This is a genomic window from Coleofasciculaceae cyanobacterium, assembly GCA_036703275.1.
Lineage (GTDB): Bacteria > Cyanobacteriota > Cyanobacteriia > Cyanobacteriales > Xenococcaceae > Waterburya.
Map to the genome: position 1 here is coordinate 43,291 of DATNPK010000108.1, position 12,927 is coordinate 56,217.

Annotated in this window: 19 protein-coding genes; 8 read left to right on the forward strand and 11 right to left on the reverse strand. The window is 39.2% G+C overall.

Features of this window, described 5'->3' with window-relative positions; genetic code table 11:
• Positions 1-413: 413 nt before the first annotated feature.
• Together V6C71_23890 and V6C71_23895 are read left to right on the forward strand one after the other, a co-directional pair.
• The gene (locus V6C71_23890) at positions 414-641 is read left to right on the forward strand and encodes a hypothetical protein (GenBank protein ID HEY9771499.1); all 228 of its coding nucleotides are present in this window, start codon (positions 414-416) and stop codon (positions 639-641) included.
• A 248-nt stretch (positions 642-889) separates the two neighbouring features.
• Positions 890-1,273 carry an Hsp20/alpha crystallin family protein gene (locus tag V6C71_23895; GenBank protein ID HEY9771500.1) on the forward strand — a complete coding sequence of 128 codons (384 nt, stop codon included), beginning with the start codon at positions 890-892 and terminating at the stop codon, positions 1,271-1,273.
• A gap of 124 nt (positions 1,274-1,397) precedes the next feature.
• Here V6C71_23895 and V6C71_23900 read toward each other — a convergent pair whose 3' ends face one another.
• The 7 genes from V6C71_23900 to V6C71_23930 all read right to left on the reverse strand — a co-directional run bounded on the left by V6C71_23900 (position 1,398) and on the right by V6C71_23930 (position 4,432).
• On the reverse strand, positions 1,398-1,535 hold the full coding sequence (locus V6C71_23900) for a hypothetical protein (protein ID HEY9771501.1): 138 nt from the start codon (positions 1,533-1,535) through the stop codon (positions 1,398-1,400).
• Between the two features lie 20 nt (positions 1,536-1,555).
• Positions 1,556-2,083, reverse strand: coding sequence for a hypothetical protein (locus V6C71_23905; GenBank protein HEY9771502.1), 528 nt, complete (start codon positions 2,081-2,083; stop codon positions 1,556-1,558).
• Positions 2,043-2,666, reverse strand: coding sequence for a transposase (locus tag V6C71_23910; GenBank protein ID HEY9771503.1), 624 nt, complete (start codon positions 2,664-2,666; stop codon positions 2,043-2,045). The genes V6C71_23905 and V6C71_23910 overlap by 41 nt, the downstream gene beginning before the upstream one ends.
• A complete protein-coding gene (locus V6C71_23915; GenBank protein HEY9771504.1) occupies positions 2,597-2,899 on the reverse strand; it encodes a hypothetical protein in 303 nt (100 codons plus the stop codon). The genes V6C71_23910 and V6C71_23915 overlap by 70 nt, the downstream gene beginning before the upstream one ends.
• A 596-nt stretch (positions 2,900-3,495) precedes the next feature.
• Positions 3,496-3,957, reverse strand: coding sequence for a hypothetical protein (locus tag V6C71_23920; GenBank protein HEY9771505.1), 462 nt, complete (start codon positions 3,955-3,957; stop codon positions 3,496-3,498).
• Positions 3,958-3,963: 6 nt separating this feature from the next.
• Positions 3,964-4,089 (reverse strand): hypothetical protein, encoded by a 126-nt coding sequence (locus tag V6C71_23925; protein HEY9771506.1) that lies wholly within the window; start codon positions 4,087-4,089, stop codon positions 3,964-3,966.
• A 7-nt stretch (positions 4,090-4,096) separates the two neighbouring features.
• Positions 4,097-4,432, reverse strand: a complete 336-nt coding sequence (locus tag V6C71_23930) for a dynamin family protein (GenBank protein ID HEY9771507.1) — start codon at positions 4,430-4,432, stop codon at positions 4,097-4,099.
• A gap of 611 nt (positions 4,433-5,043) precedes the next feature.
• Between V6C71_23930 and V6C71_23935 the strand changes: the two genes are divergently transcribed.
• The 6 genes from V6C71_23935 (at position 5,044) to V6C71_23960 (ending at position 9,390) form a co-directional block, all read left to right on the forward strand.
• Positions 5,044-5,844, forward strand: a complete 801-nt coding sequence (locus V6C71_23935; GenBank protein HEY9771508.1) for an SDR family NAD(P)-dependent oxidoreductase — start codon at positions 5,044-5,046, stop codon at positions 5,842-5,844.
• A 77-nt stretch (positions 5,845-5,921) separates the two neighbouring features.
• On the forward strand, positions 5,922-6,383 hold the full coding sequence (locus tag V6C71_23940) for a BON domain-containing protein (protein ID HEY9771509.1): 462 nt from the start codon (positions 5,922-5,924) through the stop codon (positions 6,381-6,383).
• A 458-nt stretch (positions 6,384-6,841) separates the two neighbouring features.
• Positions 6,842-6,991 (forward strand): chlorophyll a/b-binding protein, encoded by a 150-nt coding sequence (locus V6C71_23945; GenBank protein HEY9771510.1) that lies wholly within the window; start codon positions 6,842-6,844, stop codon positions 6,989-6,991.
• Positions 6,992-7,197: 206 nt separating this feature from the next.
• Positions 7,198-7,869, forward strand: a complete 672-nt coding sequence (locus V6C71_23950) for a cytochrome b N-terminal domain-containing protein (protein HEY9771511.1) — start codon at positions 7,198-7,200, stop codon at positions 7,867-7,869.
• The gene (locus V6C71_23955) at positions 7,856-8,662 is read left to right on the forward strand and encodes a fatty acid desaturase (GenBank protein ID HEY9771512.1); all 807 of its coding nucleotides are present in this window, start codon (positions 7,856-7,858) and stop codon (positions 8,660-8,662) included. Before V6C71_23950 ends, V6C71_23955 begins: the two co-directional genes overlap by 14 nt.
• A 149-nt stretch (positions 8,663-8,811) precedes the next feature.
• Entirely contained in the window at positions 8,812-9,390 is a 579-nt protein-coding gene (locus tag V6C71_23960) for a hypothetical protein (GenBank protein HEY9771513.1), read from the forward strand.
• A gap of 226 nt (positions 9,391-9,616) precedes the next feature.
• Here the strand turns inward: V6C71_23960 and V6C71_23965 are convergent, their stop codons facing one another.
• The 4 genes from V6C71_23965 to secD form a co-directional block, all read right to left on the reverse strand.
• On the reverse strand, positions 9,617-9,832 hold the full coding sequence (locus V6C71_23965) for an acetyltransferase (GenBank protein ID HEY9771514.1): 216 nt from the start codon (positions 9,830-9,832) through the stop codon (positions 9,617-9,619).
• Positions 9,833-9,950: 118 nt separating this feature from the next.
• Complete coding sequence (locus tag V6C71_23970; GenBank protein ID HEY9771515.1) at positions 9,951-10,325, reverse strand: hypothetical protein; 375 nt, start codon at positions 10,323-10,325, stop codon at positions 9,951-9,953.
• A gap of 18 nt (positions 10,326-10,343) precedes the next feature.
• Positions 10,344-11,297, reverse strand: coding sequence for a protein translocase subunit SecF (gene secF, locus V6C71_23975; GenBank protein ID HEY9771516.1), 954 nt, complete (start codon positions 11,295-11,297; stop codon positions 10,344-10,346).
• 8 nt (positions 11,298-11,305) lie between these two features.
• Entirely contained in the window at positions 11,306-12,724 is a 1,419-nt protein-coding gene (secD, locus tag V6C71_23980; protein ID HEY9771517.1) for a protein translocase subunit SecD, read from the reverse strand.
• Positions 12,725-12,927 lie beyond the last annotated feature (203 nt).

The following is a 12,927-nucleotide window of genomic DNA, read 5'->3' on the forward strand; positions in this document are numbered from 1 at the left end:
TAATGCCGTGCGGCTTTAGCCCACGGATATAAACGAGCTAGGTTCGGAACGAGACTAGAGCTAAATTTATTTAGCAGTCCTAAAGGACGACGCGAAGCTATATGCCCTAAAGGACTAACTTCGTGTCGCGAAGCGGTATCCGTGATAGAGTCCTTTAGGGCATATGAAATATTTATCGATACATTTTTGACATCAAATCTTTATATATCAAAGGCTCTAGCCATTGTAAAATAGAATTGTCTACAGGTTAAAATGCCGTCGCACCGAAGTGAAAATTTCGGATGAAACAAGCCGACACTTTTGAGGAAAAAATAGAAAGACAAGAGGTAGCGATAACTCTTTAAACAGCCCAGTAACTGATAAAAATCGATGAATGATTCAGTCAACAGGCCGAGAGCGATCGCGACAAAGCAATGCAACTATTAGCAGATGCCCGTACTCAACTTAAGTTATCCCAGAAGTTGGGCTACGCCGAAGCCGACGTTGAATATGATGAACTTAAAATCAAGCTGAAAAACTTAGCCAAGCAACTCAAGGCTGGTGAACATTCCCACCATACCTTTAAGGAGTTGAAAACTAAACTTGCTAATTTCTTTCAACGGATTTCCAAAGCGAAAAAGCAATCAAACGTTGCAGATTGAATGGATAAAAATACGGAAATTTCAACCTGTTGAGGAGATTAAACTGAACTTGGTTTTCGTGTCATTATTGTACATTTAATGTTGTAAGCCAGCAACATAACAGATTACTCACTAAAGTCAATTTAACTTCAGAACTCGTTCGACCTCAAACACTAAAAATTGAAAATTATTACCTAGTTTAGGAGGTAAATATTATGTCTTTAGTTCGTTAACAACCCTTTTCAGAAATCGACAGCTTACAAAAAGAAATGAACCGTTTGTTTAACAATATAACATTAAGGACTACAGACGGATTAACCTCAGATTTTGTCCCTGCTGCCGAAATGTCAGAAACTCCTGAAGAAATCCATCTCAAACTAGAAGTTACAGGGATGGATGCCAAAGACATCGATATTGAAGTTTCGGCGGAAGCTGTCTCGATCGCTGGAGAACGAAGATCGGAAACTAAAACCGAAGCAAAAGGTATGACCAGGAGCGAATTTAGCTATGGTAGCTTCCGTCGTGTCATTCCTTTACCTACTCGCGTAGAAAATAATAACGTCAAAGCTGAATACAAAGACGGGATTCTCAATCTGACTATACCCAAAGCCGAATCAGAAAAAGATAAAGTCGTCAAAGTCAATATAGGCTGATTTTCTCTCAGGCGATCGACTTGTTCAGTAAATCAAAATACGGGTCTTGCACAATTTTGCTGAAACGAAAAACAGGGCGATCGCTACTGATTAAACAGGACACAAAAATCTTCTCTTTAGCAACTCATGATTGGCACGTCCACACCTCTGACGCTCTTTGCATCTTGAGTCGATTGACTTGACCTTCAACCTGCCCATTGCTCCATTGATAAGTCACTCCATTCCTGACTGCATCTAAATCATCTTGTAGTTTGGCAAGCAAAACCAGTAATAGCTCTGATTTTACTTTCCTCGACTTTTTTCAACCATTGTGCTAATTTGTCTGGTTTCTTGGTGCGCGTTCACGGTTAAACCGCACCGAGGCCCTTGCGTCTTACGCCGAACGGCACTATTCGTGCCATCGTCCTGCTTCGCAGGACTTTGCTTGCGAAGCAAGCTGTGGGTCGCACCGCTTTTCGACGAACTAGCTCGGCAAAATCCATCTGCTTGGGAGATTCCAGTATTGAGATCTCGATGTTGATTTTTTAGTAATTCAATGGCTTCAGTTTCAGCCTCGCTTTGGTTTATGGCTTGGCGTAAAATTAGCCATACTGCTTGACGTACAGTCATTAAAGACTTTTTAGGTTCAAACACTTTGGGCAAAGATTCAGGTGCCTTCTGTCTGGGCTTGAATCCTTGAGCTTGACGCAGACGACTAGTATATCTGGCTAAAGTAACATAACTGCCTTGATAACCCTGTGCTTTAATTTCGGCATAGAGTTTTTGAGTATCATGAAAGCCAGAATTCCATCTTTCTAAAAGATATTTCATTATAAGGAGAAACTTTACTGCGCCCCTTATCACTTTTTCCTTTCCTTTCAGGGAACGTTGGACTGCGAAGATAGCGAAATACACTACTTCTGCCAATTCCCAGTTGACGAGCAATAGCTCTTCCTGTGAAACCTTGTTTGTGTAAAGCCCATAGCTGGTCGTATTTTTCTTTTCTTTGCTCCCGTCTTACTTCGGCAAGTTTGAGAGCCTCTACAGGATTCGGAGGAGGTTGAATAGGTTGAGCTACAACTTTTTCAGATTCAATAATCGGACAATTATTGGTCTCATCTTCCACATTTTTAAGCAGTGTTCGATGTTGGTTTAATACTACTTCTAACATCTGGGCTAGATTTTGTAGTAAGTGAAAGCGGTCTGCCACCTGAATGGCTTCTGGACATCCTCTTGATGCTCCTTCTTTATAAGTCTTTGCTCGATCTCTAGAAATGATTTCTACTCCAGGATGTTCTTTTAACCACTCAGCTAAAGTTATAGCTGTGCGGTCGGAAAGTAAATCTATTGGTTGACGAGAGTTTCTAAATTTACCAAAATAGTACCGTAGGTATGACGCTTGCGATATGCCCAATCGTCTACTCCTAGAACTTTTGGTACCCGATGAGATGGTAATGGCATCTTCATTGTTAATCTCAATAAAGTTTGGCGACTAATTCTGATTCCCAAGTGCTGAGTCAAACGAGAACCAGGCAATCCTCCCTGTGCTAAACCTACTTTGAGTAGTTGAGTATTTAATCGTTCTGTTCGTCTCCCCCAAGGTGCAACTATTTTGGGCAATCGAAGAAGTGAAAATTCGACGCTCACAATTTGAGTTCGAGCCGAATAATTTCTGAGTTGAAAGTTTTAAGCAGACTTGATAGTTACCCCAAGATACATCTAATAGCGATGCAGCGGAGGCGACGTAAGGAGCTAATCCTTTAGGGCGGTCTTGGGGGAAACCCCCAAACTAAGCGGTGCAAGCCCCATGAGCGATATGCCCTAAAGGACTGCATCAAGACGCGATCGCTGATAATTACTATGAACTTTAGAGCTTTTTGAATTACAAATTGGACAAACTGCCTGTATATTCTGGGTTTTTACTTGTATCGTCAACTGATTTTCGGCTTCATTAATTGACCAAAAATTTATTTTGAGACAAAAAAATCGGGCAGTAAATATTGTAGTAGCAAGAAAGAATTATCACAGGGATGGATTTCCGACATAAATAAGCACTTTTTTGTTTCTCTACTATTTACTCATAAGTGAGCAAGATGATCGACGCTAGTTTTTTATGCTTGATTGGTTAGTTAAGAAAAACATCAAACTAATTTAAATTTACAGTCTCTTTGAAAGGGAGCGATCGCTCCCTTTTATTTTAAAATTTTAAAAGTGCGGAAGAAGACTCTGTATTTATTTCTTGCTCAACAAGGTAATGTGTACCAAATAGCCTCTTCTTGTTTACTAGATAATAATTCCAGACTACTTTTAACTCCAATTTTTTGGCATAGGAAAGCAAAATCTTGTAAGGTTTCTAATTTAGCTGATAGCTCGCTAAAAGTATCTAAATATTCGGCTATGGCGACTTGCTGATAAATCCAACCCAGATCAAGTTGAGAGGCATAAGACATTTGAAACTCAACCTCAATATCATCATACTTTTCCTGCTTTTGCTCTAGAAATAAATTGCGATCGCGTGAAGAAACATTGACGATTCTAGCTACTCTCTCCTGACTAATATGTTGCTTAAATACTGGGGCTGTAAATCGATAGGCTATATTTAGTTCAGGGCGTTCTGTATTTAATAAATTATTTGCCCATTGTTCGGCATTTTGTTGGAATTTTGAAACTTCTAAACTGAGTAATTCTTGTGCCTCATCAAACATTCCAACTTATAATAGTAAATGCGCCTCTGTTGCAATAGCTACAGCCCATCCCTGAGTAGCAACATCAGCCAATAACATTTTCTGAAGTTCTAATTCTGGAGCGATCTGTAATGCTTGGTCAGACATCATCATCCGTACTTTAGAAGCAACTTTTAAACTCCTGGGAATGCTTAATAGTTAATATACCCCCACTCATTTCTCCTGCTTCGATGGGGGCGATTTTACACCCAATTAACGCATTAACAATCGTTGATTTTCCTGAAGAAGTTGTGCCAATAGTCGCAATCGTAAAATGAGGATTTTCCAACCTAGTTACCGATTCTTCATAAGCCTGTCGAAATTCTAATAAAGACTTTTGAACATCAGAACTATCTAAAATATCTGCATGATCTTGAGCCAAATCAGCAACGCCATTACCTAATTGTTTCAAGCGCTCGCAAACTTGCTCAAATTTACTGTTAATTTCTGTCGTCATGAATTTAGGGTGCAAGAATTAAGCATAGCCTTACAGACAAGCTATATTCATATTCTTCCCAAACAACTTGTGAAAATTAAAAGATATATTGTGAAGTAGTGACAATACAGAAAAGTAATTATTATCTAATTAACCATTAAGAATAACTTTAGTTAATAAAATATTATGAATTACTCACGGCAAGTTTATGATTGACACCAAAACTTTCGGCAAATTTATCTACCAAGAGAATATCTACTTTAGTTATGATCGCTATCCATTTTTGGTTGAAAAGAGATCGCCATACCAAATCTTGGTAAAGTTGCCTATTCCCAATGAACTAAGTCTAAATAGGTATTTTCTATCTTGGCTCAAGTCGTCACAATTACACCAAAGATAGAGCACAATTTTAGCAAAATAGCGAAGAATGAAACGTAAAGGGAAGAAATAATTAATTTTATTCGACGAGTGAGCTGGTTAAAATGTATAGAGGATCGCTAATTATTGCCAGTTATTAGTTAATTTCAAATTACCGAAAATTATGAATAACTTGTAAATGCAAACTTACCGCCAATTCAGACTACATCTGTGATCGAGCAGGTGAGGTAATTCAAGGATAAATAGAGAAAAATATGGATTTTGGGATTCAAGGAAAAGTAGCTGTCATTACCGGCGGAGACTCAGGAATAGGAAAAGCCACCGCTAAGTTACTTGCAGCTGAGGGAGTAAAAATTGCGCTGTTGAATAGAACCGTAGACAAACTAAAATCTACCGCCGAAGAAATCGGTAAAATTAGTGAAGTATTAACAGTTACAGCAGATTTAAAAAATGTTGATGAGATTAAAGCAGCAAAGCAGCAAATCTTGGATCGCTTTGGTGCAGTTCACATTTTGGTTAATTGTGCTGGCATCACTGGGGCAACTAAAGAGTTTTTAGAGTTAACCGATGAAGACTGGCTAGAAACTATTGATGTTGATTTCATGGGTGCGGTACGAGTCTGTCGGGCTTTTATTCCGATTATGCAGCAGGAAGGCTGGGGCCGAATTATTCTAATTGGTTCTGAAGATGCAGTGCAACCATACACCGATGAAATGCCATACTGTGCAGCTAAAGCAGGAATACTCAACCTAACTAAAAACCTCTCAAAAGCTTACGCTAAAGATGGTATCTTAATCAACTCTGTTTCTCCTGCCTATATTGCCAGTCCCATGACTGACGCGATGATGGAAAAGCGATCGCAAGAAAAAGGCATGAGTTTTGACGAGGCGATCGAAACTTTTCTCGATGAAAAGCGTCCTCATCTAGAACTACATCGCCGAGGTAAAGCAGAAGAAGTGGCTGCGGTAATTGCTTTTCTTTGCTCTCAGCATTCCAGCTTTGTTGTCGGTGCAAATTATCGAGTAGATGGTGGTTCAGTAGCCACGGTGGGCTAGAAACACTTTACTCAAACTTTACTAAAAAGCCAGCTTCTCAGGCTAACAAACTCATTATTAATTAAATCAAAAACAAAATGAACAAACTAACATTATTCTTATTAAGCGGTACATTACTTTTGGCTGGAGTCGGTTGCGATGTAGCTAGAACTAGTGGTGATGCCCCTACTTCCGTTGAAGATGGTGCTCAAGTTGAAAACCCGGCTGAAGTTGAAGAAACTAATGAAGATGCTAGTAACGAAGTTCGTCAAGACCAGTTGAATGCAGACATTCGTGCTAGAGAACAACGCAACAAAGTTTTAGGAGACGAACAGGTAAGAGCCGATTCGGATCTAGAAAGCGAAGTTCGAGCTAAACTAGAGGCGAATATTTTTCGCTCTCAACTAACTGTCGAAGCCGAAAACGGTAATGTAGTAGTCGCGGGTACAGTTCCTAGTCAGGAAGAATACGAAACCATTGTGCCTTTGGCAAAGGAGATCAAAGGAGTTAAAGAGGTAACTACAACAGAAGTAAAAGTTGTACCTGCTAACGAATCCTAGATATTCTAAATATCAATCAATACAATAAAATATTTACCCAGGGGTTGGCAATGCCGACCCTTTTTTGGTTTGAGCAATTATTAGTAACGCATTGTAGCAATTCTCAGTTGAGAGAGATACACGGTTTCGTTTGAGAAAGCGCGTGGGCTATGCTGCGTCGCGCGTAGCTAGTAGAACCACGTAAGACGGGGAACAAAAGCAGATTAAATCAGATTAGACAGTGAGCGTTAATATACCTGATTATTAATTTGAGAAACGCTATATTAGGTGAACCTTATTGAGATAAGCTCAATTACTTTAACAATAAAATTTTAGCCTGGTGCTATTAATCTAAACTGTTCTGAATGAACATTTTAGTATTTAGATCTTATGACTTATGATAGAGTTGTTCAAAATAACATTTCGTTACATTATAAACAAGCAACTAGAAATAAATAAGTTTAACGAGGTCTAATAATATGCAAGCTCAAACACCAGAACCAAAACTAGGATTTACTCGATTTGCTGAACTATGGAATGGTCGTCTAGCGATGATTGGATTTGTCTCTGCCATTGTGGTAGAAATTGCTACTGGACAAGGCATTCTTGGGCAATTGGGTATTATGTAATTAGATATTTATTTTGCTAATTTAAACATTCTACTAGTTAAATTAGCAAAAGCAATTTAAGTAAAGCAAAGTACTGAGAGAAAGTAAGTTAATCAAAGTTTAATTTAACTGAAATCTCTTATTTTTTTGGAATTAAACCTCATCATATATTCCAAAAATCCAGTTGTAAACTAATAGGTTTGCTATATTCATCCACACAGCAACAAATGAATTCTCTTAAATACAACTTCATCTTACGGCGAAGCGCAACTGTCCTATCCGTCGTAATTTTGACCCTGGCAATTATTGCAGCTATCTCGGGCATATTAATTGGCTTTTATTATGAACCAGAGGCGGGGAATGCCTATAAGTCTCTTGTCACAATTGTTACAGACGTACCCAATGGAACGCTAATCTATGGACTACATCACTGGGCAGGAAACGGAATTATTGTAGTTTCTTTGGTTCAGCTAATAGTCATGTTTCTAGGCAGACAATTTAGACGTAGTTGGCTTACTGCCTGGATTAGCGGAATCGTTTTAACCTTGTCTACTATCGGTTTAGGCTGGACAGCAATGATTCTTTCTTGGACTCAGCTAGGCTTCTGGCGTTTAAAAGTTGAATTAGGAACGATCGCCGCCATTCCCCTAGTCGGAGAAACAATTAAAAATATTCTTACTGGTGGTGGTGGGGTTAATACCAGCACAATTGTGCGTTTTTACACCCTGCATGGCTATATTCTATCCGTAGTAGCGCTCGCTTTATCAGTAATTCACTTAGTAGCTTTGGTTATTCAAGAACAAGAATCCAAAGGTTTAATCCTTCAGCAGTTAGAAACATTGCTTGCACCCATATCTTCTCCAAAGCAAAATGCTCAAGCAAAAAATGTCACCAATTAATCTTAGTTTACCTATGGTCAATCGACCTAACTCAATCTCATTAAATACTCAAACTAATTCTTGGGTAAGCATGGCGATCGCTATTACGATTATAGTTCTGTGGGCAGTAAGTTTGATCGGATTATTGAAGCTAGATCTCGATCATTTGCCGTGGCTACTAATTATTGCAGCAATGTGGTTGAGAGCCTTTTTGCATACAGGATTATTTATCATCATTCATGATGCGATCCACGGTGTAGTTTGCCAAAATAAGCAGATCAATAGTTTGATGGGCTATTTAACTTCGTTTTTATATGCCATCTTACCTTATCAAACACTAGCTAAAAATCATCGGCTACACCATAATCATCCTGCTAGTGAACAAGATCCAGATTTTTATGCAGCCAATCCGTATAACTTTCTAATTTGGTACGGTAATTTTATGAAAGATTACCAAAAGGGAAAGCAATTTTGGATTTTGTTTTGGGGTATGTCAATTATCTTTTGGATCTTAATTTTCTTTCATATTTCTATTGCTAACATCTTCTTATTTTGGGTAATTCCGATTGTTATTAGTTCACTACAGCTATTTACTTTTGGCACATTTTTACCCCACCGCCCGAGAAAAGAAGGATATAGCGATCGCCATCGAGCTAAAAGCAGTAATTATTCAGACTTGTTTTCTTTTCTTACCTGTTACCACTTTGGTTATCATTGGGAACATCATCAATATCCCTATCTCCCCTGGTATAAATTACCTCGATCCCGTAAAACAATAAGCAATGATTGGCACGCTCAAGTCACATCGAGATAATTAAGTGCTAATCGCATTTTTTCGTCTTTCTAAAGTTATAAAAATTAATTGCTGTCGGCGATCAACCATAAGTTAGATGCTGCTGTTTTAATTTTGCGTCAGACTAAGAAGATTAAGTAATACAGTTAAAAAAGGAGCAATACATTATAATGCCAGAGACATTAGATGCAACCCAAAAAAAGGCGATCGCCACCAAGTTAGCAGATCTGAAAGTATTGCAAAATTTGATGATTTCTAATGAAGATAAGCTATTAGCAGCAACACAAGGTAACGAAAGAGTTACTAAATCTATTACTGATATGCTAGAAGACGATCGCAAAAGTATCACGGCGCTGGAAGAAGCCATTACAGAATTAGGAATGTCTGCCGAGTCTAGCGATACAGTGACTAGTATGTCCAGCAAAATTGAAGAAATAATGTCAGGAAATCAATTAGCTCTGTATGAAAAACTACTCCAGCATGAGGGTTTAAAACATCAGTTAGTTATGACAGGCTTGTTGATTCATAAATCAGCCCAAGCAACTGATGGTGTTCTGCAAAAATCTATCGACTCGATCAACAAGGTAAACTTTAAAAACCGCGCTCACCAAGAACAATTAAAAACAATTATTTACTACTATGGTGTGCGTGAACTAGTTGGAGAAGAGCCTGAAGCTAATATTTGGGGTGCTGCAGATGATGCGATCGCAGCTTTAAAAGGTGCCTTTGGTGGTTTAACTGAATCATAATTTTAAATAAGAAAATTCTCCGCTTTTGGGGTGCAAATAAATTATTTGCGCCCTTTAATTTTTTATTTCTTTAAAGCCGGAGTTTTTATGCTTGATAGATTACGTTTTGTCACCCCGTGAGAGGAATGATTATAAATAAAAGCACTGTCAACCAAGTAAATGGGTCAACAGCACCAATTCTTGTCAGCAAATTTAAAAATGCTGGAGCAATACACTTTCTGGTAATCTATTTAGATTTAGATTTATAGTTACTATCTATCCAGCATTGGGGAAGATTTTCGCCCGAAGGAAAAACTAGATCGGATTTCTTAACTGGTTCGGGAGGCTGTTCGTTCTGTCCTTCTTGAACTTGTACCATTACTTCTTCTTTAAAAGGATCGATTAAATCGATGACTTCAGCAATTTCCACCAATGCATCGTCTTCTTTGCTTTTTAATAGCATTTAGTAATTTCCTACCTATGTTGATACTTTGAATAAATTAGTTTCTTTCCAAAAGTACGATTAATCTAAGGCTGTTTCCATCTGACCAAAGACTTATATTTATGGCAATAAACAGCAGTTAATTGTTAATCCATCGCCAAAGAGGGTGTTTTTTGCCTCTTGCCTGAATTTTTTTGACTTGTTTTTCTAATTGACGCTGTTCCTCAGCAGGTAAACCCCAAATAATATTGCGACTTTGCCAAATTAAAACAGAAATAGTAACGCCGACACAAAAAGCCAAACAAAGAGTCGGCAAAAAATTAAAGTGAAATCCATAGTAAACTGCTGCCCAGGTAAAGTAGTCAAGCCAGAGGGCAATTTCTTCTTTTAAATTCCAAAGTGCATAAGAACCGAAAGTTAACCAGCTTACCAAAACAAACAACCAGCGACCATAAACTGTTAGTCGATGTAACCTGGCTACCTTCTGCTCAAAATCAGATTGATTTGTAGTCACTTGCTTTACTTTTGAATCTTATTCCGATGCTGGCAGGTCAGACAAGATCGCCTTTTTACCTTTTTTATTTCTCCACCAGGCTAGCAGAGTACTGGCAACAAAGATACTAGAGTATGCACCTATAGTGAAACCCACAATCAAAGCCAGCGCAAAGAACTTAAGTGTTTGTCCTCCAAACAGAAAAATACCGATTAGTGGTAGCAAAGTAGTCAAAGTGGTGTTGATCGATCGCCCTAAAGTTTGAATTACGGCACTATCAACTACCTGATTCATTGTTTGCTCTGGATTGGCAGCCAAATTTTCCCGAATGCGGTCATAAATTACGACAGTGTCGTTAACTGAGAAACCAACAATGGTCAGCAGCGCCACCAAAAACAAACTGTCTACTTCTACACCAGCAATCAGACCAAGCAGAGAAAATACCCCTGCGGTGATTAGCACATCATGAAGCAAAGCAGCGATCGCAAACAGGGCGTAATCAAACTGGAAGCGAATACTTAGATAGACAATGATGCCAAAAAATGCCACCAATAAGGCTAAGATGCCTGAAACAAAAAGTTCTTCACCAACGGTTGGTCCTACAGAATCAATTTGTGCGGTTTGGCGATCAAATGTGCCGATCGCCTCACTGAGAGAATTAAGTAATTCGCTACGGCGATCGCCGTCTAAATTTTCGGTTCGCACTGAAAGGATTTGTTGGTCATCTCCTAATAGCTGAATCGTACTGTTGCTTAATCCTTGTGCTGCTAAGACTTCTCGTACCTGAGCCGCGTCTATAGGTCGATCGCAGTTACCTGTTACCGAACAATCTCTGGCGATTTGAATGCGAGTACCGCCAATAAAGTCAATACCTGGGCGAAGCGGTGCGTTTATGCTGGTCAAAGAGAAAATCATGGCGGCAATACTGCCAAGAATCGCCGTTCCCGAAATAGCCCACCACAAGCCTCGCTGTTTAGTAACACTAAATTTCATTGTCTTGATTACTGATTACTGACATTTATATTAGGACAGAATAATTCTGGTTTTTGTCTTACCTTCGAGTTGCCCAGCACTACCAATAGCATTAGAGTACGGCTACAGGTAATGGCAGTAAACATACTAACTAATACGCCGATTAAAAGAGTGATGGCAAAACCTTTAACCAGACCCGAACCAAGCCATAATAAAGCGAGGCAGGCGATCGCGGTGGTTACATTACTATCCAAAATACTGGAAAAGGCGCGAAAGAAACCTGATTCCACTGAGCGATAGAGAGTTTTACCTGCCCGCAATTCTTCTCTAGTGCGCTCAAAGATCAACACGTTGGCATCTACCGCCATCCCAATACTCAGCAGAAAACCAGCAATTCCAGGAAGAGTTAAAGTAACTCCTACTAAAGCGTAACAAGCCATAGTAAGTAAGGCATAGACAATTAATGCAACATCGGCAATAATTCCTGGTAGGCGATAGTAAACCACCATGAAGATTAAGACCAATACCAAGCCAATAACGCCAGCAATAATACTGCGTCGAATGCTATCTTGACCCAAAGTTGCTCCGACAGTACGGTTTTCGACTACAGCAACAGGGAAGGGTAGTGAACCGCCTTTGATCTGAATTGCTAGGTCTTTTGCCCCTTCTAAATCAAAGTTACCTGTAATTACAGCTCGACCGCCTGAGATCCCTGTAGCGGCAAATTCTGGGCCAACTACGGGAGAACTAATCAGTTCATTATCGAGGAAAATACCAATACTACGACCAGTCCCCGCCAAATTTTTGGTTAGCTCGGCAAATCTTTTTCCGCCAGCATCATTAAAATTAATTGCTACTTCCCAACGGTTGCCGGAAGCGTCGGGCTGGGCACGTGCATCAGTCAAATTTGTCCCAGTTAAACCGACAGATTCAAACAAGGCTGCGATCGCCTGATTGGATTTTTGCAGAGATGCTTGAGCTTGGGCTAATTTTTCTTGATTTTGTGACTTTAGCTCGTTCCGACTTAAAATAGCTAGTTCTAATGCTTTTTGCTGTTTAACCTGAGATTCGGCTCTCAACTCGCCTTCCGTACCTGGCTTTTGTTGCTTAAACTCTAATTTTGCCGTTCCTTTTAAACGTCTTTCAGCTTCTTCGGGTTGGCTTTCTCCTGGTAGCTGAATCAAGATTTTATTTTCGCCGATGGTTTGAACTGTGGTTTCTGAAACACCAAATTCATTAATCCGATTTTCTAATACGCGCTGTACCGCCTCAACGTCGTCAAGAGTTGGCTGAACATCAGGCTGTTCTTGAGTAGGGTTGACCTGAATAGTCAATTGCGCTCCTCCTCTAAGATCTAGTCCTAGCTGCGGGGGAATCGTCGTGAGGATGGCGATCGCTGCTGCGATCAATGCCAAAATTAAAATAACATACGCTCTTTGTTTCTGCATTTACTATCACCTGCCTTGGTATCATATATACGAAACTTTTTCTTTTACCGATCACAATAAAACTCTACTGTATTATCAGCTCTCTCTGCGTCTTTGACGTAGCATTTGTTTTGTAGTTCATAATCACTTAATGAATAAGATTATTCTTAAAAAGGTTATTTAATCAGGATTAGATTTAGATCACAGCCAACTAATATAACGCC